General features: G+C 66.1%; 25 protein-coding genes and 1 tRNA gene. 13 read left to right on the top strand and 13 right to left on the bottom strand.

Features of this window, described 5'->3' with window-relative positions; genetic code table 11:
- Positions 1–384 precede the first annotated feature (384 nt).
- Positions 385–2,298: a phosphomethylpyrimidine synthase ThiC gene (gene thiC / locus ACFWP0_RS00230; RefSeq protein WP_377838923.1), complete on the bottom strand. Its 1,914-nt coding sequence runs from the start codon at positions 2,296–2,298 to the stop codon at positions 385–387.
- 415 nt (positions 2,299–2,713) lie between these two features.
- Between thiC and ACFWP0_RS00225 the strand changes: the two genes are divergently transcribed.
- Entirely contained in the window at positions 2,714–3,280 is a 567-nt protein-coding gene (locus ACFWP0_RS00225) for a preprotein translocase subunit SecD (RefSeq protein WP_377838922.1), read from the top strand.
- Between the two features lie 95 nt (positions 3,281–3,375).
- Here the strand turns inward: ACFWP0_RS00225 and ACFWP0_RS00220 are convergent, their stop codons facing one another.
- Positions 3,376–3,825 (bottom strand): helix-turn-helix transcriptional regulator, encoded by a 450-nt coding sequence (locus ACFWP0_RS00220; protein WP_377838921.1) that lies wholly within the window; start codon positions 3,823–3,825, stop codon positions 3,376–3,378.
- Between the two features lie 77 nt (positions 3,826–3,902).
- On the opposite strand from ACFWP0_RS00220, the gene ACFWP0_RS00215 reads away from it, so the two are divergent.
- The gene (locus tag ACFWP0_RS00215) at positions 3,903–4,598 is read left to right on the top strand and encodes a transcriptional regulator (protein WP_377838919.1); all 696 of its coding nucleotides are present in this window, start codon (positions 3,903–3,905) and stop codon (positions 4,596–4,598) included.
- Here the strand turns inward: ACFWP0_RS00215 and proB are convergent.
- The 5 genes from proB to ACFWP0_RS00190 form a co-directional block, all read right to left on the bottom strand.
- The gene (proB, locus tag ACFWP0_RS00210; RefSeq protein WP_377838918.1) at positions 4,595–5,731 is read right to left on the bottom strand and encodes a glutamate 5-kinase; all 1,137 of its coding nucleotides are present in this window, start codon (positions 5,729–5,731) and stop codon (positions 4,595–4,597) included. The genes ACFWP0_RS00215 and proB overlap by 4 nt on opposite strands.
- A gap of 55 nt (positions 5,732–5,786) precedes the next feature.
- Positions 5,787–6,923, bottom strand: coding sequence for a GTPase ObgE (obgE, locus tag ACFWP0_RS00205; protein ID WP_377838916.1), 1,137 nt, complete (start codon positions 6,921–6,923; stop codon positions 5,787–5,789).
- A 174-nt stretch (positions 6,924–7,097) separates the two neighbouring features.
- Positions 7,098–7,358, bottom strand: coding sequence for a 50S ribosomal protein L27 (gene rpmA / locus ACFWP0_RS00200; RefSeq protein ID WP_006224659.1), 261 nt, complete (start codon positions 7,356–7,358; stop codon positions 7,098–7,100).
- A gap of 34 nt (positions 7,359–7,392) precedes the next feature.
- Entirely contained in the window at positions 7,393–7,704 is a 312-nt protein-coding gene (rplU, locus tag ACFWP0_RS00195) for a 50S ribosomal protein L21 (protein ID WP_006216228.1), read from the bottom strand.
- Positions 7,705–7,956: 252 nt separating this feature from the next.
- Positions 7,957–8,715: an IclR family transcriptional regulator gene (locus ACFWP0_RS00190; protein WP_377838915.1), complete on the bottom strand. Its 759-nt coding sequence runs from the start codon at positions 8,713–8,715 to the stop codon at positions 7,957–7,959.
- A gap of 122 nt (positions 8,716–8,837) precedes the next feature.
- On the opposite strand from ACFWP0_RS00190, the gene ACFWP0_RS00185 reads away from it, so the two are divergent.
- From ACFWP0_RS00185 to ACFWP0_RS00170, 4 genes are all read left to right on the top strand, one after another.
- Positions 8,838–10,007, top strand: a complete 1,170-nt coding sequence (locus tag ACFWP0_RS00185) for a fumarylacetoacetate hydrolase family protein (protein ID WP_377838914.1) — start codon at positions 8,838–8,840, stop codon at positions 10,005–10,007.
- Positions 10,008–10,186: 179 nt separating this feature from the next.
- The gene (gene ispB, locus ACFWP0_RS00180) at positions 10,187–11,152 is read left to right on the top strand and encodes an octaprenyl diphosphate synthase (protein ID WP_377838912.1); all 966 of its coding nucleotides are present in this window, start codon (positions 10,187–10,189) and stop codon (positions 11,150–11,152) included.
- Positions 11,153–11,350: 198 nt separating this feature from the next.
- Positions 11,351–11,427 (top strand) — tRNA-Pro (locus ACFWP0_RS00175).
- A gap of 569 nt (positions 11,428–11,996) precedes the next feature.
- On the top strand, positions 11,997–12,968 hold the full coding sequence (locus ACFWP0_RS00170; protein WP_377838911.1) for a glycosyltransferase family 9 protein: 972 nt from the start codon (positions 11,997–11,999) through the stop codon (positions 12,966–12,968).
- Between the two features lie 70 nt (positions 12,969–13,038).
- Here the strand turns inward: ACFWP0_RS00170 and ACFWP0_RS00165 are convergent, their stop codons facing one another.
- The 6 genes from ACFWP0_RS00165 to ACFWP0_RS00140 form a co-directional block, all read right to left on the bottom strand.
- Positions 13,039–14,040, bottom strand: coding sequence for a Bug family tripartite tricarboxylate transporter substrate binding protein (locus ACFWP0_RS00165; protein ID WP_377838910.1), 1,002 nt, complete (start codon positions 14,038–14,040; stop codon positions 13,039–13,041).
- A gap of 114 nt (positions 14,041–14,154) precedes the next feature.
- Entirely contained in the window at positions 14,155–15,066 is a 912-nt protein-coding gene (locus ACFWP0_RS00160; protein WP_377838909.1) for a LysR family transcriptional regulator, read from the bottom strand.
- A 39-nt stretch (positions 15,067–15,105) separates the two neighbouring features.
- The gene (locus tag ACFWP0_RS00155; RefSeq protein ID WP_377838908.1) at positions 15,106–16,242 is read right to left on the bottom strand and encodes a CaiB/BaiF CoA transferase family protein; all 1,137 of its coding nucleotides are present in this window, start codon (positions 16,240–16,242) and stop codon (positions 15,106–15,108) included.
- Entirely contained in the window at positions 16,242–17,036 is a 795-nt protein-coding gene (locus ACFWP0_RS00150) for an enoyl-CoA hydratase (protein ID WP_377838906.1), read from the bottom strand. The genes ACFWP0_RS00155 and ACFWP0_RS00150 overlap by 1 nt, the downstream gene beginning before the upstream one ends.
- A 128-nt stretch (positions 17,037–17,164) precedes the next feature.
- Entirely contained in the window at positions 17,165–17,554 is a 390-nt protein-coding gene (locus ACFWP0_RS00145; RefSeq protein ID WP_377838905.1) for a hypothetical protein, read from the bottom strand.
- 237 nt (positions 17,555–17,791) lie between these two features.
- Positions 17,792–18,505 (bottom strand): GntR family transcriptional regulator, encoded by a 714-nt coding sequence (locus ACFWP0_RS00140; protein ID WP_377838904.1) that lies wholly within the window; start codon positions 18,503–18,505, stop codon positions 17,792–17,794.
- 284 nt (positions 18,506–18,789) lie between these two features.
- Here ACFWP0_RS00140 and ACFWP0_RS00135 point away from each other — a divergent pair, with 284 nt between their 5' ends.
- The 7 genes from ACFWP0_RS00135 (at position 18,790) to denD (ending at position 25,236) form a co-directional block, all read left to right on the top strand.
- Positions 18,790–19,203, top strand: a complete 414-nt coding sequence (locus ACFWP0_RS00135; RefSeq protein WP_377838903.1) for a carboxymuconolactone decarboxylase family protein — start codon at positions 18,790–18,792, stop codon at positions 19,201–19,203.
- Positions 19,200–20,114 carry an NAD(P)-dependent oxidoreductase gene (locus ACFWP0_RS00130; protein ID WP_377838902.1) on the top strand — a complete coding sequence of 305 codons (915 nt, stop codon included), beginning with the start codon at positions 19,200–19,202 and terminating at the stop codon, positions 20,112–20,114. The genes ACFWP0_RS00135 and ACFWP0_RS00130 overlap by 4 nt, the downstream gene beginning before the upstream one ends.
- Before the next feature lie 114 nt (positions 20,115–20,228).
- Positions 20,229–21,206, top strand: a complete 978-nt coding sequence (locus ACFWP0_RS00125; RefSeq protein ID WP_377838900.1) for a Bug family tripartite tricarboxylate transporter substrate binding protein — start codon at positions 20,229–20,231, stop codon at positions 21,204–21,206.
- A 177-nt stretch (positions 21,207–21,383) separates the two neighbouring features.
- Positions 21,384–22,022, top strand: a complete 639-nt coding sequence (locus ACFWP0_RS00120; protein WP_377838899.1) for an aldolase — start codon at positions 21,384–21,386, stop codon at positions 22,020–22,022.
- An 82-nt stretch (positions 22,023–22,104) separates the two neighbouring features.
- Entirely contained in the window at positions 22,105–23,427 is a 1,323-nt protein-coding gene (locus tag ACFWP0_RS00115; RefSeq protein ID WP_377839624.1) for an MFS transporter, read from the top strand.
- 38 nt (positions 23,428–23,465) lie between these two features.
- Positions 23,466–24,251 carry a 2-oxo-tetronate isomerase gene (otnI, locus tag ACFWP0_RS00110; protein WP_377838898.1) on the top strand — a complete coding sequence of 262 codons (786 nt, stop codon included), beginning with the start codon at positions 23,466–23,468 and terminating at the stop codon, positions 24,249–24,251.
- Between the two features lie 10 nt (positions 24,252–24,261).
- Complete coding sequence (gene denD / locus ACFWP0_RS00105; RefSeq protein WP_377838896.1) at positions 24,262–25,236, top strand: D-erythronate dehydrogenase; 975 nt, start codon at positions 24,262–24,264, stop codon at positions 25,234–25,236.
- Positions 25,237–25,253 lie beyond the last annotated feature (17 nt).

Genomic DNA, 25,253 nt, shown 5'->3' with positions numbered 1-25,253 from the left:
CCGAAAATTCCGGGCCTGTCATTGCTCTGCCGGTGTCTGACACCCGTGTGAGGCAACCTTCAGCTTGAGCCGCTGTTTCATGGGTGTCAGACACCTGGTTCGCGGTGGGGCAGTGGAGTTGATATGGCGACTAGTGGCGAGCCGAAAATTCCGGGCCTGTCGTTGCTCTGCCGGTGTCTGACACCCGTGTGAGGCAACCTTCAGCTTGAGCCGCTGTTTCATGGGTGTCAGACACCCAGTTCAAGCCGAGGATGACAAAGGGGCAGCCCGGAGCGAAGGCTCCGGGCCTCAATCGCGGCCCCGCGCACCCCGGGCCCCGCCACGCCGGGCGTCTAAAGAACCCTACCCGGCGCAAAACCAAACCAACAACAACTACAAAAAAACTCACTGCCGATGATAAACCTCGGCTCCTTTCTTAACGAACTCCACGGACTTCTCCTGCATCCCCTTCTGCAGCGCATCCTTCTCGCTAACCCCCTTAGCCGCCGCGTAGTCCCGGACGTCCTGGGTGATCTTCATGCTGCAGAAATGCGGACCGCACATCGAGCAGAAGTGCGCCACCTTCATCGAATCCTTCGGCAGCGTCTCGTCGTGGAACTCCTTTGCGGTGTCAGGATCCAGGCCCAGGTTGAACTGGTCGTCCCAGCGGAACTCGAAGCGCGCCTTCGACAGCGCATTGTCCCGGATCGCCGCGCCCGGGTGGCCCTTGGCCAGGTCGGCCGCATGCGCCGCGATCTTGTATGTGATGATGCCGTCCTTCACATCCTTCTTGTTCGGCAGCCCCAGGTGCTCCTTCGGCGTCACATAACAGAGCATCGCGGTGCCGTACCAGCCGATCAGCGCGGCGCCGATGCCGGAGGTGATGTGGTCATAGCCCGGCGCAATGTCGGTCGTCAGCGGCCCCAGCGTATAGAACGGCGCCTCGTGGCAGTGCTCCAGCTGCAGCTCCATGTTTTCCTTGATCATCTGCATCGGCACATGGCCGGGGCCTTCGATCATCACCTGCACGTCGTGCTTCCAGGCCACCTGCGTCAGCTCGCCCAGCGTCTTCAGTTCAGCGAACTGCGCCTCGTCGTTGGCGTCGTAGCCCGAGCCCGGGCGCAGGCCGTCGCCCAGCGAGAAGCTGACGTCGTAGGCCTTCATGATTTCGCAGATCTCTTCGAAGCGCTCGTACAGGAAACTCTCCTTGTGGTGCGCCAGACACCACTTGGCCATGATCGAGCCGCCGCGCGAGACGATGCCGGTCATGCGGTCGGCCGTCATCGGGATGAACGGCAGGCGCACGCCCGCATGAATCGTGAAGTAGTCCACGCCTTGCTCGGCCTGCTCGATCAGCGTGTCGCGGAAGATCTCCCAGGTCAGGTCCTCGGCCTTGCCGTCCACCTTCTCCAGCGCCTGATAGATCGGCACCGTGCCGATCGGCACCGGCGAGTTGCGGATGATCCATTCGCGGGTCTCGTGGATGTGCTTGCCGGTGGACAGGTCCATCACCGTGTCGCCGCCCCAGCGGATGGCCCAGGTCATCTTTTCCACTTCCTCGCCGATGCCGGAGCTGACCGCGGAATTGCCGATGTTGGCGTTGATCTTCACCAGGAAATTGCGGCCGATGGCCATCGGCTCCACTTCAGGGTGGTTGATGTTGGCCGGGATGATGGCGCGGCCGCGCGCGATCTCGTCGCGCACGAACTCCGGCGTGATGGCGGCGGGAATGGCTGCGCCGAACGATTGGCCCGGGTGCTGGCGCAGCAGGCGCTTGACCATCTTCTCGCCGTCGGGGCCGCTGTCGCGCAGCGTCTGCAGATAGTGCTCGCGGCGCAGGCTTTCGCGGATCGCCACGTATTCCATTTCAGGCGTGATGATGCCGCGGCGCGCGTAATGCATCTGCGAGACGTTGGCGCCCGACCTGGCGCGGCGCGGCGGACGCTGCAGGTCAAAGCGCATGGCCGTCAGCTTGGGGTCGGTCAGCCGTTCCTTGCCGTAGTCGCTGGTCGGGCCCGACAGCACTTCCGTGTCGCCGCGTTCTTCGATCCAGCCGCGGCGCAGTTCGGGCAGGCCGCGGCGGATGTCGATCATGGCTTCGGGGTCGGTGTAGGGGCCGCTGCAGTCATACACGGTCAGCGGAGGATTCTTTTCCCCGCCGAACATCGTCGGCGTGTCGTCCTGCTCGATTTCCCGAAACGGCACGCGGATGTCGGGGCGCGAGCCCGTCTCATACACGCGGCGGGATTTGGGCAGCGGTGCGACGGCCGCCGCATCGACTTCGGCGGTAGCGGCCAGGAATTTGGGATTGGCGTTCATGGAAAGCTCCAAGCGAGTGGTTGGAGCCGATCGGGAATGGACTCCCGCCAGGCGTGCGTGGACGCGTGGCGGGAATACGGCTCCCAGCATCGGCATTATCCGTACTGGTACGAAGGGACTCTCTCAACACGTCGCCGCCTTGAAGGCGGGACGAGTACCCCTGCGCGAAAGCGAAGTATAGAGCCTAGGCGCGCGCGCGGATCAACGATCAGCGATGGTGCGTCGCGGCAGCCGGCGATGCCCGCCAGTCCGCGCCACGGCCGCGTTTGAAGGCAGGGCTGGTATTACTGCTTTACATTTGGATTCAGACTGCGGCCACGGTGTCATTCAGGTTCGGTACACTTTTCGCTAACGCCGCATGTACAGTCTTATGGCCTTACCGTCCGGCATCAGCCCACTTAAGAAGGAATCGAGCATGCAACTGACCATACGCAAATTGGCGCCCGCCCTGGTAGTCGTGATGTTGGCGCTAGCGGGTTGCAAGACCGCCCCGACTAAGACGTCCGACGCGGCGGCCACGCCCGAAGCCGGCCAGCAATCCGCGGCTCCCGCCACCGCATCGCGGGTGGATTTCTACCTGGCCAAGCGCGAACCCGCGCCGGGCCTGCGTGAAGTCAGCCTGCCCGACGGCAAGCTCTATCTTCAGGAAACGCCCGTCCTGACGCGCGCCGACCTGACCGACGCCGCCGCGCTGGTGGACCGCCAGGGCCAGAACTTCGTGGGCCTGCGCTTCTCCGAAGCCGGCACGCGCAAGCTCACCAGCGTCAGCACCAGCAATGTCGGCAGCGTGCTGGCCCTGGTCATCGACCAGGAACTCGTCGCCGCTCCGCTGATCGGCGAACCGCTGAACCGCGGCGTCCTGGCGTTTGGCGTGCCGTCGGCCCAAGCCGCCTCCGAAATCGCCGCCAAGATCCGCGGCGACGCCGCCCCGGCGCCTGCGGGCGGCACGGCTCCGGCTCCGGCGCCCGCTGCCAAGCCCTGATCGGCGCAGCAACGAAAAACCCGGCAAATTTGCCGGGTTTTTTTTGCCCTGATGGCAGCAAGCCCGCGACAGCGCGCGCGGCGTTGGGGCATTCTTCAGCCGATCTTGCGTCCGCGCGGCTTGATGCCGCGGCGTAGCAGCGCCGTTTCGATGAAGGTTTGCGTCAGCGCCTCCAGCATCATGCGATCGTCGGGCGTGAGCGATTCAAACTGCGAAGGCGAAATGTTGGGGTAGGGCCACGGCGCCATGGGGCGCGGCCGGCCGCCGGGACGCGGAGCGGATTCCGCGACGCCCGAGGCGGGCAGCGTATTGCTCAGGTCGTAGCCGTCCATGGGAAGCTCCATGGGGCCCTTGCCGGTTTCAAGCCATTCGATCTCGACCTTCAAGACCTGCGCCAGTTTGCGGGCAGAGCGGCTGGAGTGCCGCAAACCACTTTCGTAGCTGCCGATTGCACTTTGCGAGATGCGTACCAAACGGGCGAGCGCCTTCTGCGTGTGGCCACGTAAGAGACGCGCGTGCTTCAGTCGGTCTGAGAATGTTTTCACAAGGCGATTGAAGCTTGCTGACCGGGCACTTTGGTAGTTATAAACATTACTTAAGTGATAAATTGGGGGGCACTCGCATGCAGGAACGTGGCAGCGTCTTCGTCGTGCAACTCGATGAAATGACGAGTAATAACTTCGCCGCGGCGTTGCGTCAGTTCCGGTGGCAGGTCCGCGTTTTCGATTCCTTGGGCGGGTTGCAGGAACAGTTGCGGGCCCACGTGGCGGACGCCCTGGTGCTGCGCGGCGCCTGCGCCGGGGTTCCCAGGCTTATCGCCACGCTGCGCCGCGCGGCGCCTGGCGCGGCCGTGGTCTGGCAGGCCTGCGGGCTCACGGCGATCGAGCGCGTCGCGGCCCTGGATGCCGGCGCCGATGCCTGCGTGTCGGTCGGCATGGAGCCGCTGGAATGGGATGCCCTGTTGCGCAACCTGTACCGGCGGGCGCGCCGCGGCGCGGGCTCCTGGCGCGTCGATGCGCCCGCGCGCGTGCTGGCCGGGCCCGGCGGAGAACGCCTGCCGCTGACCGCCAGGGAACGCGCCTTTTTTGTCCGGCTGCTCAATGCGCCGGGCCACTGCCTGCACCGGGAGCGCTTCTTTCCCGGCGACGCGCGCGATCCCCTGGACGGGGCGCGGCGGGTGGATGTGGTGGTGTCGCGGCTGCGCAGCAAGGCGCGCCGCTACAACATTGAACTTCCGGTGCTCGCGGTGCGGGGATGGGGCTACATCCTGCTGCCCCACGGCGTTGCGAAAGAACAGGCCGAGGCGGCCCAGCCCTAAAGCACGACCAGGTTGTCCCGGTGCATGAGCTCGGGTTCCGTCATGCTGCCCAGGATGCGGGCGATCTGCGAAGAGGGCTGGCGCAAGATCCGGCGCGTGTCGACCGACGAATAATTGATCAAGCCGCGGGCGCATTCGCGCCCTTCGCTGTCGACGCAGGCCACGACGTCGCCGCGGCCGAACTCGCCTTCGACTTCCGTCACGCCGATGGGCAGCAGGCTCTTGCCTTCACGCAGCAGCGCTTGCACCGCGCCGTCATCGAGCACCACGCGGCCGCGCAGCCGGAGGTGGTCGGCCAGCCACTGCTTGCGCGCGGACCACACGGGCAGGACGGCGCGCAGTTCGCTGCCGATGCATTCGCCCTGGGCCAGGCGCGTCAGCACGTTGCGTTCACGGCCGGACGCAATGACCGTGTGCGCGCCGCTGTGCGCCGCGCGCTTGGCGGCCAGCACCTTGGTGAGCATGCCGCCGGTGCCGATGCCGCTGCCCGCGCCGCCCGCCATGGCCTCCAGGGCGGGGTCGCCGGCCTGGGCATGCGACATGAACCTGGCTTCGGGATTCTTGCGGGGATCGGAGTCGTACAGGCCGCGCTGATCCGTCAGGATGATCAGCGTATCGGCCTCGATCAGGTTGGTGACCAGCGCGCCCAGCGTGTCGTTGTCGCCCAGCCGGATCTCGTCGGTGACCACCGTGTCGTTTTCATTCACGATCGGCACCACGCCCAGGCGCAGCAGGGCAAACAGCGTGCTGCGCGCGTTCAGGTAGCGGTGGCGGTCGGCCAGGTCTTCGTGCGTCAGCAGGATCTGCGCGGTGCGCAGGCCGTATTCGGCGAACGCCGCCTCGTAGGCCTGGCACAGGCCCATCTGGCCCACTGCCGCCGCGGCCTGCAGCTCATGCATGACGGACGGGCGCTTGCGCCAGCCCAGCCGGGCCATGCCCTCCGCGATGGCGCCGCTGGAGACCAGCACGATCTGCTTGCCCTGCTTGTGCAGGGCGGCGATCTGCGCGGCCCAGTGCGCCACGGCGGCGCGGTCCAGGCCGCGGCCTTCGTTGGTGACCAGCGACGAGCCGACTTTGGCGACGAGGCGCTGGGCGTTGGTGACGACGGATACGGCGGATGATTCAGCAGACATGATGGGGGCCGGCTGCGGCGAGAAAAGACGTAATCGTAAGGACTGCGATTATGGCTTATTCGTCGGCGGCGCGCGGCGCGGCGGGCTTGTCGGCATCCGTACGCGTGTCGTCAAAGCGCGGGTCCGGCGCCACGTAGCTGCCGTCGGCCTGGTCGTTCGACAGGTGTTCCTTTTCGCGCTCGGCGTCCAGGTAGTCTTGCAGCGCGTAGATCAGGTCCTGCGTGCCGTCGCCCGACAGGCCGGAAATGCCGAACACCGGACCCTTCCAGTCGTAGAGTTCGACAAAGCGGCGCTTGGTGTCCTCGGGGTCCGGCACCATGTCCAGCTTGTTCAGGATCAGCCAGCGCGGCTTGGCGGCCAGTTCCGGGTCATAGCGGCGCAGTTCCTCGACGATGGCGCGCGCGTCGGCGACGGCCTGCTCGACGGGGTCCGCGTCCGGGTCCGGCGTGGACACGTCCACCAGGTGCAGCAGCACGCGGGTGCGCGCCAGGTGGCGCAGGAACAGGTGGCCCAGGCCGGCGCCTTCGGAGGCGCCTTCGATCAGGCCAGGAATGTCGGCCACGACAAAGCTGCGCGACGGCGATGTGCGCACGACGCCCAGGTTGGGGTGCAGGGTGGTGAAGGGGTAGTCGGCGATCTTCGGCTTCGCGTTGGAGATGCGCGTGATCAGCGTGGACTTGCCGGCGTTGGGCAGGCCCAGCAGGCCCACGTCGGCCAGCACCTTCAGTTCCATGCGCAGGTAGCGGTGTTCGCCTTCCTTGCCGGGCGTCCACTGGCGGGGCGCGCGGTTCAGGCTGGATTTGAAGTGGATGTTGCCCATGCCGCCCTGGCCGCCTGCCGCCAGCACGACTTTCTGCTCGTGCGTGTTCAGGTCAAACAGGACCTCGCCGGTTTCGGCGTCATGGATGATCGTGCCCACCGGCACGCGCAGGGTGATGTCCGGGGCGGCTGCGCCGTACTGGTCCGAGCCGCGGCCGTTCTCGCCGCCCTTGGCGCGATGCAGGCGCGCGTAGCGGAAGTCGATCAGCGTGTTGATGTTGCGGTCGGCCACCGCATAGATGGTGCCGCCGCGTCCGCCGTCGCCGCCGTCCGGGCCGCCCTTGGGGATGAACTTTTCGCGGCGAAAGCTCGCCACGCCATTGCCGCCTTTGCCGGCGACGACCTCGATGGTGGCTTCGTCAACGAATTTCATGGTGTTTGCGTGTGATGTAAGTTTGGGGCCGCGCCGCGTGGGTGGGCGCCGCCGGGAAGGCAGAACGCGGGTTCCCGCTAATTTTGCCCTAAAACAAAAAAGCCCTGCCGCATGCGACAGGGCTTTTGCCGTTCGAGAACGCGGCGAACCGCGTTGCTGACCGTGCTGGTCCGATTACTCGGCAGCGATGATCGAAACGGTTTGCTTGTTCAATGCGCCCTTGAAGCCGAATTGAACCTTGCCGTCGACCAGCGCGAACAGGGTGTGGTCCTTGCCCATGCCGACGTTCACGCCAGCGTGGAAGCGAGTACCGCGCTGACGCACGATGATCGAACCAGCGGGAATCAATTCACCGCCAAAAGTCTTGACGCCCAGACGCTTCGATTCTGAGTCGCGTCCGTTCCGCGTAGAGCCGCCGCCCTTTTTCTGTGCCATGTTTAGCTCCTGCTAAGTGGTACCGAGTCGCTTCTTAAGCCGTGATGGCTTCGATGCGGATTTCGGTGTAGTTCTGACGGTGGCCCTGACGCTTCTGATAGTGCTTGCGACGGCGCATCTTGAAGATCTTGACCTTGTCGTGGCGGCCTTGCGCAAGAACCGTTGCCTTGACCACGGCGCCGGAGACGAGGGGCGTGCCAACTTTCAGTTGGTCGCCTTCGCCCACGGACAGCACTTGGTCCAGGGTGATTTCTTGCCCAATGTCTGCCGGTATCTGTTCTATCTTGAGTTTTTCGCCAGCGGCAACGCGATACTGCTTGCCACCGGTTTTTACGACCGCGTACATGGGGTGTTCCTTAAATAGGTAAATGGGTTCATTTACGCTGCCTGCCCTGCTGGGCGGGATTGCCGCTTTGGAAGGCGGCCCCGGCCTTTGAAAATTGCTGGGGTTCCTGTTGCCCCAAAAGGGCTCCAAAGGGATTGCGTAAACAACCGACGTAATTCGGGCATTGCTGACCGAATCCGGGATATTAGCCCGGGACTTTAAGAAAGTCAAAAAGCCGTTGCAGGCTAAGGGCTTAGGTGTGGCGCGCAGGCTTCAGGCGCCCGGCACCACCCGTAGCGCGACGTCGCGCGCCACCCGGCGGATCCCTTCCATTACCTCCCGCCGATGCGCGTCGTCCAGCCGGTCGGTGGGGATGGACGTGCTGACCGCGACCCGCTTGCCCAGCGGGGTCACGCCCACATAGGCCGCGTAGCAGACCAGGCCGGTGGCGACTTCTTCCAGGTCCTGGGCCAGGCCGGATTCGCGCGCGCCGTCCAGCTCGCGGTGGAGCGCGGCCAGGTCGGTGATCGTGCGGTCGGTGACGCGGGGCAGGGCGGCGGGCAGGCAGGCCGCCAGTTCCTCGGGCGGCAGGCTGGCCAGCAGGGCCTTGCCCAGCGCGCAAGCATGCGCGGGCAGGCGCAAGCCCAGGTCCGACACCAGCCTGACCGGACGGCGAGCGTCCTCGCGGGCCAGGTAGACCACGTCGTATCCGTCCAGCACCGCCAGTTGCACGACCTCGTTGCTGCGGGCCACGAAGGCGCTGGCCGCCTGGTGGAAGGCGGCTTGCAGTCCGTCGTGGCGCAGATAGGCGAAGCCCAGCGCCATCAGTTCCAGTCCGATGATGTAGCCGCCGTCCTTGCGTTCGATCCAGCGGCGCTGCTCCAGGCAGTCGAGCAGCAGGTACAGCGTGCTCTTGGCAAGCTGGCACGCCTGGGCCAGCTCCGCGGCCTTGACCGGCGCGCGGCGGTTGGAAAGCACCCGCAGGATGTCGTGGGTGCGCCGGATGGCGGGAACGTCGTATTCAGTGGCCATGGCGGCAGATTGTCCAATATATTGGACTGAAAATCATGATGTTGGACATGATAAATGAAGTCCCCTAGACTGCCTTGCACCCTATTGGAATGCCGCACACAAGGCATGGAACGTGGAGACTTATGAACCAAGACAACACATTGCCTTCCGACCTGCCGAAGGCGCTGCTGGTGGGGCGGGTATGGCGTCCGGCGCCGGTGAACGGGCCCAGCGTGGTGGTGGTGCGCGGGGGCCAAGCGATCGACATCACCGCCGTGGCGCCCACCGTGTCGGACCTGCTGGACCGCCCTGACCGCGTGGCGCTGGCCGCCAACGCCCAGGGGGAATCGCTGGGCGATGCGCGGGCCTTGATGGCCGCCACCCTGCAGGGCGGGGACGGGCCGCGCCTCTTGGCCCCCTGCGATCTGCAACCCGTCAAGGCGGCCGGCGTCACCTTCGCCATCAGCCTGCTCGAGCGCATGATCGAAGAAGAGGCCGGCGGCGACGCCAGCCGCGCCGACCAGATCCGCGTGCGGATGCAGGCGCTGATCGGCTCCGACCTGTCGCGCCTGCGGCCCGGTTCGCCCGAGGCCGCCAAGCTCAAGAAGGAACTGGTTGAACGCGGCCAGTGGTCGCAGTACCTGGAGGTGGGCATCGGTCCCGACGCCGAGGTCTTCTCCAAGACGCCGCCCATGGCGTCGGTGGGCTTTGGCGCGCGGATCGGCGTGCTGCCCGAATCCCAGTGGAACAACCCCGAGCCCGAGATCGTGCTGGCGGTGGACAGCCGGGGCGAAGTCGTGGGCGCCGCCCTGGGCAACGACGTCAACCTGCGCGACATCGAGGGCCGCAGCGCCTTGCTGTTGACCAAGGCCAAGGACAACAACGGGTCCTGCGCCATCGGTCCCTTCATACGCCTGTTCGACGGCGACTTCACCATCGACAGCGTGCGCCAGGCCGACGTGTCGTTGCGCATCGAGGGGGCGGACGGCTTCGAGCTGGACGGCGTGAGCCACATGCGCGAGATCAGCCGCGATCCCCTGGATCTGGTGCGCCAGGCCTGCGGCGCGCACCATCAGTATCCCGACGGTTTCATGCTGTTCCTGGGCACCATGTTCTCGCCCAGCCAGGACCGCAAGGGGCCGGGCACGGGCTTTACCCACCGCTTGGGCGATCGCGTCGTGATCGCCTCCGAGCGTCTCGGGGCCCTGGTCAACGAGGTCCAGTTGTCCACGGAGATCGCGCCCTGGACGTTCGGCGTGCGCGCGCTGTACGCCAACCTGGCCGCGCGCGGCCTGCTGCCGCGCGGACGCTGATCCGGCCTGGGGCGCGGCGCGGCCAGGGCGCGCAAGGCCGGGCCCCGCCGCTTCCTGCTGCCGCGCCCGGATTTCCCCCGGCACTCCCCGTATAATCCGTGGTCGAATCCCCCGCCTCCGCTGGCGGGCCCAGCGGTAAGAGCCGTCACGCGGCTCGCTTCACACATGTCGGATACGTCTTGAATCTCCCCGCGCTTATTGCCCCCATTGCTGACGATATGAAAGCCGTCGATGCGGTTATCCGCGAGCGGCTGAATTCCGATGTCGTCCTGATCCGCACGATCGGCGACTACATCATTGGGGCGGGCGGCAAGCGCATGCGCCCGGCTATGGTGCTGATGGTGGCGCGTGCCCTGGGCTATGAAGGGACGCACCACCAGTTGCTGGCCGCCGTCGTGGAATTCATCCACACGGCCACGCTGCTGCACGACGACGTGGTGGACGAGTCCGACCTGCGCCGCGGCCGTGAAACCGCCAACGCCGTCTTCGGCAACGCGGCCAGCGTGCTGGTGGGCGACTACCTGTATTCCCGCTCGTTCGAGATGATGGTCGAGGCCGACTCGATGCGCATCATGAGCATCCTGTCCGAAGCCACCACGGTGATCGCCGAGGGCGAGGTGCTGCAGCTCTTGAACGTGCACGACCCCGACGTCTCGCAAGAGCGCTACCTGCAGGTGGTGCGCTACAAGACCGCCAAGCTGTTTGAAGCCGCCGCCCAGGTGGGCGCCGTGCTGGCGGGCGCCACCCCCGAGCAGGAAGCCGCCGCGGCCGCCTATGGGCGCCATGTGGGCACCGCGTTCCAGCTGGTCGACGATGTGCTGGACTACAGCGGCGACGCCGCCGCCCTGGGCAAGAACGTGGGCGACGACCTGCGCGAAGGCAAGCCGACGCTGCCGCTGATCCGCGTCATGCAAGTGGGCACCCCGGAACAGCAGCAACTGATCCGCGACGCCATCAAGACCGGCGACGCCGACTTCGCCGCGGTGGCCGCCGCCATCCAGGCAACCGACGCGCTGGAGCACGCCCGCCAGGCCGCCGTGGCCGAGGCGGATCGCGCCCGTGAAGCCCTGTCGATCTACCCCATTTCCCCTTTTCTAAATTCTCTGTTAGAATTCTGCGCTTTCGCGGTGAATAGAGATCGTTAGCCAAAAGGCAGTTCGGAAGGCAGCAAAATCGGCAGCCAAAACCGGACGGCAATGCCGGACAGCAACGGTCAGCGAAATTTACCGGAACCCGGAAGGGTTCATGAAGACAGGCCTAGAGACATCAGGCCGGTTGGAAGCGGAAGGATTGCAGCAAAGAAACTTGGTAGCACTGAGCGCCGCTAAGTTGGTAGTAAGACTCGGGGCGTAGCTCAGCCTGGTAGAGTACTGCGTTCGGGACGCAGGAGTCGGAGGTTCGAATCCTCTCGCCCCGACCACTTGATGTGGTCGAATTCATGAAGGTGTTTCCCGACGCCTTTGGCTGAAAGCCGGTATCGCGCAAGCGTTGCCGGCTTTTTTGCGTTTGCTTCCAGGATCAAGGAAGGCGGCATAGGCCGGCCTTGCCGAGTTTGCCGCAACGCACGTAATCAAGTCCTCGGCCATCTCAAGTCCTCGGCCATCGCCATGCCGCAGGCTGGAAGCATTCGTCGATCCGTTTCTTGTGTCGGCCATCGGCTTCAATGGCTGTATGTATATACGTATCCCTGAAGCTTGAATATCTGAGGAAACCTTGATTTGCGGCAAGTCCACAAAACAAGATTATTGATTATTCCTGCGATTCGAGGCCGCATACTCAAGAGCCTTGCTTGGGTAAGCATTGCCGGAACATTTGTCTTATTCCGGCCGCCAAGGAAACTTCCTGTGTTGGGTATGCGCTTAATCTATAGCGCCATGCCACACTTGACTTACAAAAACAAATCACACCACCACACAATCAAAAACTTTCCTTCAGATTTAATTTGTTTTATCGTCGCGTCTCTCTAAAACTTCTCTGGGTGCCGGGTGTATGTCGGACGTTGTTGTTTTTGTCAGGAGCCAGCGCCGGTTTGGCGACCAGATCGTCGCCTTTTCTGCGCTCTATCTCCTGAAGCAACTTTGGGCTGATAAAGCCGTCCGCGTGGTGTCGCGTTATGACGTGGGGCATTTTTATCGCGAGCTGCCTTGGGTTGACGAGTTTGTCCGCGCCGGCGCCTTTGTCGAGCAGTTTCGCGCGCTCCCGCGTCGTGCCGAGGTGTCCGTGAATTTCCACCATTCAAGCGAACGCTACGCGTTGATCAGCCTGCTTCGTCGTCCTGCGCTTCGGATGGGCTTTGACAACAACCGGCTCGGCGACCGCGTGTGGACCCATCGGCATCGCAAGGACATCAACGAATACATCGGCCTGGCAAACCTCCGATTGCTCGGGGCTTACCAGGAGCATGATCCCGAGGATGTGGCGCGGCAGTGCTTCGCGCGTATCGCGATGCCGTACAGGCATGAGGTGGAGCCGGCCGACATTGTCTTGATACCCGGAGGCGGCTCAGGCGAGTTCAAGCGCTGGGCGCTGGAACATTACATCGCCTTGGCGGACCTGCTTCAGCAGAAGCTCGGCGGCCACGCTGTATTCACTTTCGTTCTGGGTCCGGACGAGACCGCTGAGCTTGAACGCCTGAAGCAGCTCGGACGACGAGACTTCCGCATCGAGTTCTGCCGGCCCGTCGGGGCGCTGGCCGCCCTGATGCAGGACGCCCGCCTGGTCGTGTCCAACGATTGCGGGCCGTCGCACATTGCACAAGGCCTGTGCCTGCCCTATGTGGGCGTGTTCAATGAGCCCAACCCGGAGTGGTTCTGGGCGCGGGAATGCACGAGGGATGTCGTGCCGGACAACGCATCCAAGGAGATCAATTCGATCCAGCCGGCTCGGGTGCTCCGGGCCTGCATGGAGGTGCTTGCCGCCTCCTCATCGCAACCGGCCCATCTATCGCGCGCCGCGACCTAGGCAGGGCCGCGTTCGGGGCAGCCAGGCGCGGATTGGCTGCTCCCGCAAGGCAGCCGGAGCAACCGCCTGCCTACTGCGGCTCGATCTTTGCGTCGACCGCGCGCTGCGTCCAGACCTGGCGCTGGGTCTGCGCGAAGGCTTGGTGCTCAGGCACCGTGTTGGGGGCAACCTGCATGCCCAGCGACTCGAAGCGCTGGAGGACGTCGGGCTCGCGCAGGATGGCTGCGACTTCCTGGTTCAGTTTTTGCACAATGGCGTCGGGAGTCTTGGCTGGCGCCGCGACGCCGACCCAGACGACCAGGTCGAAATTCTTGTAGCCCAGTTCGGCCAGTGTCGGGACATTCGGAAATTCCTTGGCCCGGTCATGGCCCGTGTACGCCAACCCGCGCAGCTTTCCGCCTTGCATGAAGGAAGTGACGACGGACAGGTCGGCGAAAAGATAATCGACGTGGCCGCCGAGTAGATCCGTGACCGCGGGAGGCTGGCTCTTGTAGGGCACGCCATTGGCCGCGGCGCCCGCCACCGTATTGAACGTGGCGCCGGCGATCTGGCTGGTGGGCGAGCCATAGGCGTAGTTCAACGGCTTTGCCTGCGTGGCCTTGACGAGCTCTTGCAGGGTCTTGTAGGGCGCATCCTCGCGCACCACCAGCATCATCGGGATGGTGGCGATCCGGACAACGTGAATGAAATCGGCCGTGGGATCGAACGGCAGCTTGCGGAACAGCGCCGGAGTCGCCGAGTGCGTCGAGCTGCTGGTGAGAATCAGCGTGTAGCCGTCGGGCTGCGTGCGAGCCGCGAATGACGATCCAATAGTGCCGGAGGCGCCCGGCTTGTTCTCGATCACGATCGGAACATTCATGCGGGGACCGAGCTTTTCGGCAATGATGCGGGCGCTGGTGTCGGTGGCGCTGCCGGGCGAAAAAGGCACGACGATCGTGATGGGCTTGTCCGGATAGGCGGGCTGCGCCATCGCGGCGCCGGCGGGCAGCGCGCCCGCAAGCGCGGTCAGGACGGTGAGGCGGCCGGCGGCGAGCAGCAGGCGGCGGCGCTGGGCGCCGAACAATCGGGTCATGGTTGTCTCCTGTGGGGGCCGCGAGCGGGCCCTCTTTGACTTGACCCGTATGATGCTGGCCCCGCGCTTATCTCAACAAGGGACTTATTTTCATAGACCTATTCCAGATTGGGATTAGTCATCTCCCGACTGCCGTTGGCGCAAATAGTCCTCGGTGGCTTGCAGAAAGGCCGATGCCGCCAGCGACAGGCGCGCGACGCGGCGCTGGATGAGCCAGAGCTCGTGCCCGTGCTTGCGGGCGCCCTCGATGGCGAGTATGCGCAGGCCAAGCTGGCGCGCCAGGTCGCAGGCATATCCCGGGATGACGGTGATGCCGAGTCCGGCGCCGACAAGATTCAATGCCGAGGTCAGCATGCCCGCCTCGATGCGGTACCGGAACACCAGGTTCAGGTCGGCCGCCACCCGGTCCAGGCTGCGCCGCACGCTGTAGACGTTGCGCAGCATGATGTGGTCGTGCGCCGCCACGTCGGCCCATGATACGGACCGCTTGCGGGTCAGGGCGTGCCGCGGGGCGCATACCGCGTACATGGTGTCGCGGTAGATGACGCGGGTGCTCAGCTCCTCCGCGGGCGTTTCGACGGAAACGATGCCGAAGTCGGCGCGCCCGTTGCGCACATGTTCGATGGTGTCGTCGGTCGACAGCTCGAAGAGGTCCAGCTTCACGGTGGGGTGGGCGCGGTGATAGGCCGTCACCACCTCGCCCAGCAGGCCCACCATCATGAGGGGCGAGGTGGCCACGCCCACGGTGCCGCGTTCCAGGGTGCGCAGGCCCGACATGCTGCGCTCGGCGGCGCGCACCGTGCCCAGGATCTCCTGCGCGTAGGCGTAGAAATCCGCCGCCCCGTCGCAGGGTGTGACGCTGCGCGTGGAGCGCTCGAACAGAGGCTGTCCGACTTCGGCCTCCAGCTCGGCGCAGAGCTTGCTGACGGCCGACTGGGTGACGAAGGCCGCGCGGGCGGCGGCAGTGAAGCTGCGCAGTTCGTAAAGCGCGCAAAAGACCCGCAGTTGCTTGAGTGTGATGTTCATGATCGAAGTCGCCGCCCGGCGCCCTCGGCCATGCCCGCCTCAGCGCCCAAGCCCGAGCATATCGCGATCGGCGTCCTGGCGCGGCGCCTGGCGGTCGATTTCACCGGGCGTGCGCGAAAAGCGCACCGGAATGCCGGCAGCCGTCAATGGGCCTTCGCTTGGATGCTCCACGCGCTTGAAAAAGCCGGTCGCCTTCAGATGGGGATCGTCGAACAAGGCTTCCGGCGTGTTCACGCGGGAATGGGGAATGTCCGCGTCCGCCAGAAGCTCCAGCCATTGCCCGGTGCCTTGCTGCGCGACGATGTCGGCCAGGTCTTGATAGAGCGCATCGAAGTGGCGGGCTCGCGAGGCGGCGTCGGCATAGCGGGCATCCGCCGCCAGGTCGGGACGTTCGGCCAGGGCGAAAAAGCGCTGCCACTGCGCGTCGGTGTAGGGCAGCAGGGCCAGGTAGCCGTCGCGCGTGCGGTAGGGACGCCGCTGCGGCGAAAGCACCCGGCTGTAGCCCATGGGGCCCAGCGGCGGGACGAAGCTGTGGCCGCTCAAGTGCTCGACCAGGGTGAAGGAGACCAGCGTCTCGAACATGGGGACTTCGATGGATTGCCCCTGTCCCGAGCGCTCGCGTTCGTATAGCGCCATGGGGATGGCGTACGCCAGCGTCAGGCCCGCCACCTTGTCGGCGAGAATGGTGTTCACATAGGCGGGCGCTCCGCTGTTGCGGCCCTGCAGGTCCGCCAGTCCGCTCATGGCCTGGATGATGTCGTCGAAAGCCGGCCGCGCCGCATAGGGGCCGTCCTGGCCGAAGCCCACGGCCGAGCAATGAATCAGGCGGGCGTTGCGCGCGCACAGCGTGGCGGCGTCCAGGCCCAACCGCGCCAGGGCCGCCGGGCGCACATTGGAGACGAAGACATCGGCGCCGTCGATCAGGCGCAGCAGGCTTTCGCGGTCGGCCGGCGTCTTGGCGTCCAGCGTCACGCTGTACTTGTTCCGATTGAGATTGAGGTAGGCGGGCCCCATGCCCGCATGCGCGGCCGGGGCCGACGCGCGGAACACATCGCCTTCGGGCGACTCCACCTTGACGACCTCCGCGCCCATGTCGGCCAGGATCTGGGTGGCGTAGGGGCCCATTGCCACCGAGGTCATGTCGATGATGCGCACCCCCTGCAGCGGACCAGCCATTACTTGGCCCCCCGGTGCTGCTTGCGCGCGAGGAAGGGTTCCATGTACCGGCGGGGTTCGTCGGTCGTGAAGGCGTCGCCGAAGGCATCCACGCTGCGGTCCAGCCCGGCCTCGATGGTCGATTCGCTCCAGTAGCGCAGCAAGGCCTTCTGCGAGCGCACGGCGCGGGGGCCGCTGGCGGCGATGGGGGCCACCGTGCTTTCCACCAGCGCGTCCAGTTCGTCCGTCTTGCCGACGAATTCAAGAAAGCCCCATTGCAGCGCCTGCGCGGCGTTGATCGTCTCTCCGGTCAGGAGCAGCCAGTTGGTCGCGCCCGGGCCGATCAACGCGGGCAACAGCACGGCATGGATCACGGACGGGATTCCCACGCGCACCTCGGGCATGCCGAAGACCGCGTCCGACGATCCCAGCCGGATGTCGCAGGCCGCCGCCAGCTCCATGCCCGCGCCCAGGCAGAAGCCGGGAATGCGGGCGATGGTGGGAACCGGAATCGCGGCCACGGCGTCGCACAGGTCGCGCAGCCGCGTGATGAAGGCGCGCGCGCCTTGCGGATCGAGCTCGGCCATCTCATAGATGTTGGCGCCGCCCACGAAGGCCTTGTCGCCCGAGCCGCGGATAACGACCGCGCGCGCATCGCTCTGGTCCGCGATCCAGCGCGCCGCCTCGGTCAGGCTGAGCGTGACCGCCGAGGCCAGGATGTTCAGGCTCTTGGCGTCGTGGATCTGCAGGGTGTAGACGCCGCGCTCGTCGCGCGTCACGCGGGCATGGGAAAAGGAAGGAATGGGCGTAGTCATGGAAGCTCCAGCTAGGGTTATGCCCATCGATGCTATACGCCCCGTTTGATCACAACAAACGAGTAATTTTCATAGAATAAGTCTGGAATGGAATTAATGGCGGCATCGCGCAGTGGTCAGGCGCGCCGCTATTTCGCCGTATTCTCGTCGTCCACTGTCAGCCCGCCTTCCTTCATGATGCCCTGGGCGATTTCGTCGGCGGTCTTTCCGGCGAACCCGTGCTCGCCCGCGGTGATGCGCAAGCTGTCGCCTTCCAACGGGCTCATGAGCGTGGCCGACGACAGCAGCACGCCGCCCGAGCGCAGCTGAATGCGCTTGCCGACGCGGTCGCGGGTGAAATCCGCCAGCGCCTTGCGGCTTTCGGGCTTGAGCTGGATATCCACGACTCGGGCATTGGTGTGCGGATCGGCGCCGGCGGTGGCCTGCGCCGCCTGCAGGACGACCGACTCCGCATGCGCCGCGAAGGGCAGGGCGGCGGCCAGGGCGACCGCGCAGGCGTAGTGTCTTAGTGATGGCATGGAGGGCTCCTTCCGGTGGACAACGCCTCCATCCTAGCCGATCGCTGACACCAGGCGGCAGCCGCCTTGTAGTTCTGTTCGACGTGATCGCCGTTTTTCGCAATGAGGCCCAGCGCGGTCATGGCCGCCACGTCGCCCGCCTTGGCGCGCGCAGTCAAAAGGCCAAAGTCCCGTTCGTGGCGCTGCCGTGTTCGCTGCTGGGGGCGGTGTGCCGCTACGCCCGGCCGCCTGGAGACGCTAGGCGCCCGGGCGGTCGCCTTCGCCGGCGGAGGTTTCTTCCTGCTGGCGCCTCAGCACTTCGAGCGCGGTGCGTTCCGCATTCACGATATGGCTCTGCGCGGCCGCCTGGGCGCCTTCGGGATCCCGGGCCTGGATGCGCGCGTAGATGAGGTCGATCTCGGCCATGCTCTCCGGCAGACGCTCGGGGCGCGCGAACGACGTGGCGCGCAGCAGGTTGATGCGCGACAGCAGGCCGGGCAGCATGTCCTTGACCAGGTCGTTGTCGCAGCCCGACAGCAGCACGTCGTAGAAGTCGCGCTTGGCCGCCAGCAGGGCCGATTTGTTGCCGCCCTTGGATTGGCGGTGCAGGGCGTCCACGGCCTTGCGCAGGCGTTCGATGTCCGCGTCGCCGGCCAGCCGGGCGAATTCATGCGCGGCAAATCCTTCCAGCAGGGCGCGCAGCGCATACAGGTCTCGCGCCGCCTTCTCGGTGATGCGCACCACCGTCGGGCCGCGATGCGGCTCGATGGAGATCAGGCGTTCGGCCTCCAGCGTGCGCAACGCCTCGCGCAAGGTGCTGCGGCTGATGCCGAGCTGCTCGCACAGCTCGATCTCGCGCAGGCGTTCGCCGCCCTTGATGCGGCCCTCCATGATGGACGCGCGCAGGTATTCCTCGACGCGGGCGCGCAAGGTGGCGGGCTTCTCGAAGATCGCGCCGGTGGGGCTGGACATGGCTGTTTCTCGCTTGGCGGGGCGACGGGCTCGCGCAGCAGCGCAGGCTTCTGGCATGGGAGCGCCGCGAACCGCCGGTTCAACGTAAAGACGCAATATATCCCGGCGGCGGGTTGTGGCCGCAAACCAGGGCGCCTGCCGGCATGCGCTGGAGGTCTTGGACTATTCTGACAGATTGTCTGACAATCAGACTATTGACGATCGGACAGAACCTGGCTGACAATCAGACAAACGACAACCGGCGGCCGGCAGTTGGCAGGCCCGCCATCACCCGCGAGGAACTCATGGCAGACATCAAATCCGAAACCCAGGCCCTGTTCGACCAAGGCCTGGACCTGCGCCGCGAAGTGCTGGGCGCCGAGTACGTGGACGGCTCGCTGGCCCGCGCCAACGACTTCATGATGGCATTCCAGCACATCACCACGGAATGGTGCTGGGGCTATACCTGGGGGCGCCCGGGCCTGGAAAAGAAGACGCGCAGCATGCTGAACCTGGCGATGCTGACGGCGCTGAACCGCCCCGCCGAGATCAAGCTGCACGTCAAGGGCGCGCTGAACAACGGCGTGACGGTGGAAGAGATCAAGGAGATCCTGCTGCAAGCCACGGTCTATTGCGGCATTCCCGCCGGCCTGGACGCATTCAAGGTGGCCAACCAGGTGCTGGAAGAAGAGGGCGCCTTCAAGGAGCAGCAAGCATGAGCGCAACGCAAGAACGCGTCGGCCTGATCGGCGTGGGCAGCATGGGCTGGCCCATGGCGGCGCGGCTGGTGCAGGCGGGCCATGCCGTGACGGTGTTCGACGCCGTGCCGGGCCAGGCCGCCCGGTTTGCCCAGGAAGTGGGCGGTGTGGCCGCGGCAACCTGCGCAGACCTGGCGGCGCAGGCCGACATCGTCTTCACGATGCTGCCCACCAGCGCCATCGTGGAGCAGGTGCTGAGCGGCGAACAAGGCGTGCTGGCGGGCCTGCGTCCGGGCAGCGTCGTCGTGGACATGAGCTCCGGCGTGCCGGCGCACACCCAGCGGCTGGCGCAGGCGGTGGCGGCCGCGGGGGGCGAGATGGTGGACGCGCCGGTGTCCGGCGGCGTGCCGCGCGCGCGCACGGGCGACCTGTCCATCATGTTCGGCGGCCCCGCCGCCACGCTTGAACGCGTGCGCCCGGCGCTGTCGGCGATGGGCACGTCGATCACCCCCGTCGGCGGCGTGGGCAGCGCCCATGCCATGAAGGCGCTGAACAACCTGGTGTCCGCGGGCGGCTTTCTGATCGGCGTCGAGGCGATGCTGATCGGCCAGCAGTTCGGCCTGGATCCGAACGTGATCGTGGACGTGCTCAATGCGTCCACCGGCATGAACAACTCCACGCAGAAGAAGTTCAAGCAGTTCGTGCTGTCGCGGCAGTTCAACTCGGGCTTCGGCCTGGACCTGATGGTCAAGGACCTGGGCATTGCGCTGGGCATCGCTACCGACACCGGCACGCCGACGCCGTTCTCTTCGCTGTGCCGCGAATTGTGGGCGTCGGCGGGCAAGACGCTCGGCAAGGGCCAGGACCACACCGCCGTCGCGCGCCTGTCCGAGCAGTTGGCCGGCGTGGAACTCGGGCCGAAGAAAGACTAGGCCGCTTCAAACGGCGCGCATGGCGCGCGCCGCCCTTTAAACCTGCATCACCAGAAACCGCCCGCACGAGGCGGAGGGCCGGCTGTTGCCGGCGTAAACAGCGAGGAGCAAGACATGAACAAGACATTCCTGGCGTCCGTGGGCGCCGGCCTGCTTGCGCTTGGCGCAAGCGCATACGCGCAGGACTACCCCACGCGCGCCATCTCCATGGTGGTGCCGTATGCCGCGGGCGGCTCCACCGACGGGCTGGCCCGCATCGTGGCGCAGGCCATGGGCGAGAACCTGGGCCAGACCGTGGTCGTGGAAAACCTGGGCGGCGGGGGAACCATGATCGGCAATCAGCGCGTGACCCGCGCCGCGCCCGATGGCTACACCATCACCTTCGGCAACATGGGATCGCTGGCGATCGCGCCGTCGCTGTATCCCAAGAGCAAGTTCGACCCGCGCCGCGACATGAGCGCCGTCGGCCTGGTGGCTACCGTGCCGATGGTGCTGTCGGTCAGCAAGAAAAGCGGCATCGCCACCTTGCCGGACTTTGTCGCGCGCATGAAGAAGCATGGCGCCGACGTGAACTTCGGCAATGCGGGCTCCGGATCCACCAGCCATATCGCGGCCGCCTATTTCATGCATGTGACGCATACGCAAGGCATGCAGATTCCGTATCGCGGCGCGGGCCCCGCCATCGCCGACCTGATGGCGGGCACGGTGGACGCGGTGATCGACCAGACGGTCACGATGATTCCCATCCACGAAGGCAAGCGCGTCACCGCCCTGGCGGTGGCCAGCGCCCAGCGCCTGCCCCAGATTCCCGACGTGCCAACCTTTGCCGAGGCGGGCGTGCCGGAATTCAACATGAGCGTCTGGAACGGCATCGGGGCGCCCGCCGGCACGCCGCCCGCCGTAATAGCGCGCCTGGAACAGGCGCTGGCGGCCGCGCTCAACAGCCCCGGCGTGCGCGAGTCGCTGGACAAGCTGGCGGCCCAGGCGCCCGCCGGGAAAGAGCAGGGGGCGGCCGCGTTCCAGGCGCTCATCGAGCGCGACGTGCCCCGCTTTGCGGCCCTGATCAAGGACGCCGGCATCACGGTCAATTGAGACTGGAGGGGCGCTTCAGCCCCTTTCTTTTTTACGCGAATTCCGGGTTTACCCCATACCTTCGCAATTCCACAATTTGTATGATGACCCGATAACTTAAACTCAAGAGACACGTCATCATGCAGGTCCGGCCGCCATTGCTTTTCGCCGCCCGCCCCCGGTCGCCGGGGGCGTTCCATGACTGAAGAAGCCCGCATCCGCGAAGAGATCTGCACCATAGGCGCCAGCCTCTACCAGCGCGGCTATACCGTGGGCGCCGCCGGAAACATCAGCGCCCGGCTCGAGGACGGCTGGCTGATCACGCCCACCGACGCCTGCCTGGGCCGGCTCGATCCCGCCGGATTGTCGAAGGTCGACCTGGCCGGCAACTGGGTCGCGGGCGGCAAGCCGTCCAAGACCCTCGCGCTGCACCAGGGCATCTATCGCGCCAGCCCGGAATCGCGCGGCGTCGTGCATACGCACTCCACGCATCTGGTCGCGCTGACGCTGGATGGCGTCTGGAGGCCGGACGAGGTCTTGCCGCCGATCACGCCCTACCAGGTGATGAAGGTCGGGCGGATTCCGCTGATCCGCTATCGCCGCCCCGGCGACCCCCAGGCCGCGGCCGAGGTGGCCGCCCTGGCGGGCCAGGTGCGCGGGGCGCTGTTCGAACGGCTGGGGCCGGTGGTGTGGGAACGCTCGGTGTCGCATGCGTCCTATGCGCTGGAAGAGCTGGAAGAGACCGCCCGCCTGTGGCTGATGAGCCATCCCCGGCCGGCGCCGCTTGGCGCCGATGCCATCGAAGAACTGCGCGCGACCTTCGGGGCGCGCTACTAAACCGCTTTTCGCACAAAGCCTGCCGGCCGCGCGAGCGCGGACCAAGGCGGCGCATCCCTTATGGAGACTAGTCATGCCCCCGATGGAATTGGCGTCAAGCGCCGCGGCCGCCGCCGCGTCGCCGCCTGAATCCCGCGAGACCGCTCGCGCCTATGCCAAGGTGTTCTGGCGGCTCGTGCCGTTCCTGATGCTTTGCTATGTCATCGCCTACCTGGACCGCGTCAACGTCGGCTTCGCCAAGCTGCAGATGTCGCAGGACCTGGGGTTCAGCGAGACCGTGTTCGGCTTGGGCGCGGGCGTGTTCTTCATCGGCTACTTCCTGTTCGAAGTGCCCAGTAACCTGCTGATGCACCGCTTGGGCGCGCGCATCTGGATCGCGCGCATCATGATCACGTGGGGCATCCTGTCGGGCATGTTCATGTTCGTCGAGACCCCCACGGGCTTCTACATCCTGCGCTTCCTGCTGGGCCTGGCCGAAGCGGGCTTCTATCCCGGCGTGATCCTGTACCTGACCTACTGGTATCCGGCCCACCGCCGCGCGAAGATCATTGCGCTGTTCATGTCCGCCATCCCGGTGGCCGGCATCTTCGGCAATCCGCTGTCCGGCTGGATCATGGAAGCCTTCCATGGCGCGCACGGCCTGCAGGGCTGGCAGTGGATGTTCCTGATCGAGGCGATACCCGCGCTGGTGATTGGCGTGGTCACCGTCATGTACCTGGACAACGGCATCGCCAGCGCCAAGTGGCTGAGCGACGACGAAAAGAAGCTGCTGGCGCGGGAGATCGAGCTGGACCAGAAGCAGACGGGCACGCAGAAGCACTCGCTGCGCGCCGTGTTTGCCGACAAGCGCGTGTGGTGGATGTGCCTGATCTACTTCGCCTTCGTCGCCGGCCAGTACGGCCTGACGTTCTGGATGCCCACCCTGATCAAGTCCACCGGCGTCACGGGGGCCTTCAATATCGGCCTGCTCAGCGCGATTCCCTTCCTGTGCGCCATTGTCGTGATGAACCTGCTGGGCCATTCGGCCGACAAGCGCCGCGAACGCCGCTGGCACCTGATCGTGCCGGCGCTGGCGGGCGCGGTGGGCTTCACGGCGGCGGCCTCGTTCGCCGACAACACCGTGGTGTCGCTGGTCTTCCTGTCGATGGCGGCAGCGGGCGTGCTGACGTGCGCGCCGCTGTTCTGGTCGCTGCCGACGGCGTTCCTATCCGGCACGGCCGCGGCGGCCGGCATCGCCATCGTCAACTCCGTGGGCAACCTGGCGGGCTTTGCCAGCCCGTACATGATCGGCTACCTGAAGGACCTGACCAGTTCCACGGCGTCGGGCATGTATGTGCTGGCCGGCGTGCTGGTCATCGGCGCCATCGCCGTCTGGTTCACGCCCGCCAAGCTGGTGAACCGCTAGCGCGCCGCTCGCCGCAATCAAGACAAAAAGGAATCGACATGCCGCGCCTGGCAGCAAACCTCAGCATGATGTACACGGAATATCCCTTCCTGGAGCGATTCGCCGCCGCGGCGGGCGACGGCTTCGCGGGGGTGGAGTTTCTTTTTCCGTACGAGTTCTCGGCCGCGGAAATCAAGTCGCGGCTGGACGCGCACGGCTTGACGCAGGCCCTGTTCAACGCGCCGCCCGGCGATTGGGCGGCGGGCGAACGCGGGATCGCGTCGCTGCCGGGCCGCGAAGACGAATTCCAGCGCGGCCTGGACCAGGCGCTGGAGTACGCCGCCGTCCTGGGCAACCGCCACCTGCATGTGATGGCCGGCCTGATCCGCCCGGAACAGGACCGCGCAGCGCACCGCGAGGCCTACCTGAAGAACCTGGCGCTGGCGGCGCGCGCGGCGGCAACGGCCGGCGTGACGGTGGTGATCGAGCCCATCAACACGCGCGACATCCCCGGGTTCTTCCTGAACCGGCAGGACGATGCCCAGGCCATCCGCGCCGAAGTGGGCGCGGACAACCTGAAGGTGCAATTCGATATCTATCACTGCCAGATCGTGGAAGGCGACATCGCCGTGAAGCTCGATCGCGACATGGCGGGCATCGGCCACATCCAGGTGGCCGGCGTGCCGGACCGGCATGAGCCCGATCAGGGCGAACTGAACTATCCCTACCTGTTCGAGCGCGTCGACGCGCTGGGCTATTCGGGCTGGATCGGCTGCGAGTACCGTCCCCGCGCCGGCACGTCCCAGGGCCTAGGCTGGGCCAAACCCTATCTCTCCCATCGTTGAGCATCCCATCATGAAAATACTGATCACCGGCGGCGCCGGATTCCTGGGCCAGAGGCTGGCGCGCAAACTGCTCGAGCAGGGCACGTTGGCGCTCGATGGCGGCCAGCCCCAGGCCATCACGCAAATCGACCTGCTGGACGTCGTCAAGCCGGACGCCCTGACAGACCCGCGCGTGCGGCCGCTGGTGGGCGACATCGCCGACGCGGCGGTGCTGCGCCAGGCCATCGATACCGACACCCGGGCCATCTTCCATCTGGCGGCCATCGTCAGCGGACAGGCGGAGGCCGACTTCGACCTGGGCATGCGCATCAACCTGGACGCGTCGCGCGCCCTGCTGGAGACGTGCCGTGCGCTCGGCCACAAGCCGCGCGTGATCTTCACCAGTTCCGTGGCGGTGTATGGCGGCGCCTTGCCCGGCACCGTGCGCGACGACACCGCGCTCAATCCGCAGTCGTCCTACGGCACGCAGAAGGCGATCGCCGAGCTGCTGCTGGCCGATTACACGCGACGCGGCTTTGTCGACGGGCGCGTGCTGCGCCTGCCCACCATCAGCGTGCGGCCCGGCCGCCCGAATGCCGCGGCGTCCTCGTTTGCCAGCGGCATCATCCGGGAACCCTTGAATGGCGAGCCGGCGGTGTGCCCGGTCAGCGCCGATACGCGCCTGTGGCTGCTGTCGCCGCGCGGCGCGATCCAGGCCCTGATCGCGGGCTGCGAACTGGACGCCGGCGCGGTCGCGGACCGCGCGCCCATCAACCTGCCCGGCGTGTCGGTCACCGTGGCCGAGATGGAGCAGGCCCTGCGCGAGGTAGCGGGCGACGAGGTCGCCGACCGCATCGGCTGGCAGGCGGACGAGCGCGTGGAGCGCATCGTCGGCAGCTGGCCGGGCCGTTGGGACACCGCGCGCGCCGCCCGGCTGGGCCTGAAGGGCGACGGCAGCTTTGCCGACATCATCCGCGCCTACATCGCCGACGACCTGCCGCGCTGAGGCGCGGCTCCCTCCCC

It is taken from the genome of Achromobacter sp. NPDC058515 (assembly GCF_042721735.1).
Lineage (GTDB): Bacteria > Pseudomonadota > Gammaproteobacteria > Burkholderiales > Burkholderiaceae_B > Achromobacter.
The sequence above is the reverse complement of the archived record's forward strand: the minus strand, read 5'-3'. Positions and strand labels throughout refer to the sequence as shown.

What these genes read in the sequence shown, in the direction of transcription:
- ACFWP0_RS00145 (WP_377838905.1), bottom strand. Translation starts at nt 17,554, where the DNA reads ATGCCATCACTAAGACACTACGCCTGCGCGGTCGCCCTGGCCGCCGCC.
- rplU (WP_006216228.1), bottom strand. Translation starts at nt 7,704, where the DNA reads ATGTACGCGGTCGTAAAAACCGGTGGCAAGCAGTATCGCGTTGCCGCT.
- otnI (WP_377838898.1), top strand. Translation starts at nt 23,466, where the DNA reads ATGCCGCGCCTGGCAGCAAACCTCAGCATGATGTACACGGAATATCCC.
- ACFWP0_RS00115 (WP_377839624.1), top strand. Translation starts at nt 22,105, where the DNA reads ATGGAATTGGCGTCAAGCGCCGCGGCCGCCGCCGCGTCGCCGCCTGAA.
- ACFWP0_RS00165 (WP_377838910.1), bottom strand. Translation starts at nt 14,040, where the DNA reads ATGACCCGATTGTTCGGCGCCCAGCGCCGCCGCCTGCTGCTCGCCGCC.
- ACFWP0_RS00160 (WP_377838909.1), bottom strand. Translation starts at nt 15,066, where the DNA reads ATGAACATCACACTCAAGCAACTGCGGGTCTTTTGCGCGCTTTACGAA.
- ACFWP0_RS00130 (WP_377838902.1), top strand. Translation starts at nt 19,200, where the DNA reads ATGAGCGCAACGCAAGAACGCGTCGGCCTGATCGGCGTGGGCAGCATG.
- denD (WP_377838896.1), top strand. Translation starts at nt 24,262, where the DNA reads ATGAAAATACTGATCACCGGCGGCGCCGGATTCCTGGGCCAGAGGCTG.
- ACFWP0_RS00140 (WP_377838904.1), bottom strand. Translation starts at nt 18,505, where the DNA reads ATGTCCAGCCCCACCGGCGCGATCTTCGAGAAGCCCGCCACCTTGCGC.
- ACFWP0_RS00225 (WP_377838922.1), top strand. Translation starts at nt 2,714, where the DNA reads ATGCAACTGACCATACGCAAATTGGCGCCCGCCCTGGTAGTCGTGATG.
- ACFWP0_RS00155 (WP_377838908.1), bottom strand. Translation starts at nt 16,242, where the DNA reads ATGGCTGGTCCGCTGCAGGGGGTGCGCATCATCGACATGACCTCGGTG.
- ACFWP0_RS00135 (WP_377838903.1), top strand. Translation starts at nt 18,790, where the DNA reads ATGGCAGACATCAAATCCGAAACCCAGGCCCTGTTCGACCAAGGCCTG.
- proB (WP_377838918.1), bottom strand. Translation starts at nt 5,731, where the DNA reads ATGTCTGCTGAATCATCCGCCGTATCCGTCGTCACCAACGCCCAGCGC.
- ACFWP0_RS00215 (WP_377838919.1), top strand. Translation starts at nt 3,903, where the DNA reads ATGCAGGAACGTGGCAGCGTCTTCGTCGTGCAACTCGATGAAATGACG.
- ACFWP0_RS00125 (WP_377838900.1), top strand. Translation starts at nt 20,229, where the DNA reads ATGAACAAGACATTCCTGGCGTCCGTGGGCGCCGGCCTGCTTGCGCTT.
- ACFWP0_RS00170 (WP_377838911.1), top strand. Translation starts at nt 11,997, where the DNA reads ATGTCGGACGTTGTTGTTTTTGTCAGGAGCCAGCGCCGGTTTGGCGAC.
- rpmA (WP_006224659.1), bottom strand. Translation starts at nt 7,358, where the DNA reads ATGGCACAGAAAAAGGGCGGCGGCTCTACGCGGAACGGACGCGACTCA.
- ACFWP0_RS00120 (WP_377838899.1), top strand. Translation starts at nt 21,384, where the DNA reads ATGACTGAAGAAGCCCGCATCCGCGAAGAGATCTGCACCATAGGCGCC.
- ACFWP0_RS00150 (WP_377838906.1), bottom strand. Translation starts at nt 17,036, where the DNA reads ATGACTACGCCCATTCCTTCCTTTTCCCATGCCCGCGTGACGCGCGAC.
- ACFWP0_RS00185 (WP_377838914.1), top strand. Translation starts at nt 8,838, where the DNA reads ATGAACCAAGACAACACATTGCCTTCCGACCTGCCGAAGGCGCTGCTG.
- ACFWP0_RS00190 (WP_377838915.1), bottom strand. Translation starts at nt 8,715, where the DNA reads ATGGCCACTGAATACGACGTTCCCGCCATCCGGCGCACCCACGACATC.
- obgE (WP_377838916.1), bottom strand. Translation starts at nt 6,923, where the DNA reads ATGAAATTCGTTGACGAAGCCACCATCGAGGTCGTCGCCGGCAAAGGC.
- thiC (WP_377838923.1), bottom strand. Translation starts at nt 2,298, where the DNA reads ATGAACGCCAATCCCAAATTCCTGGCCGCTACCGCCGAAGTCGATGCG.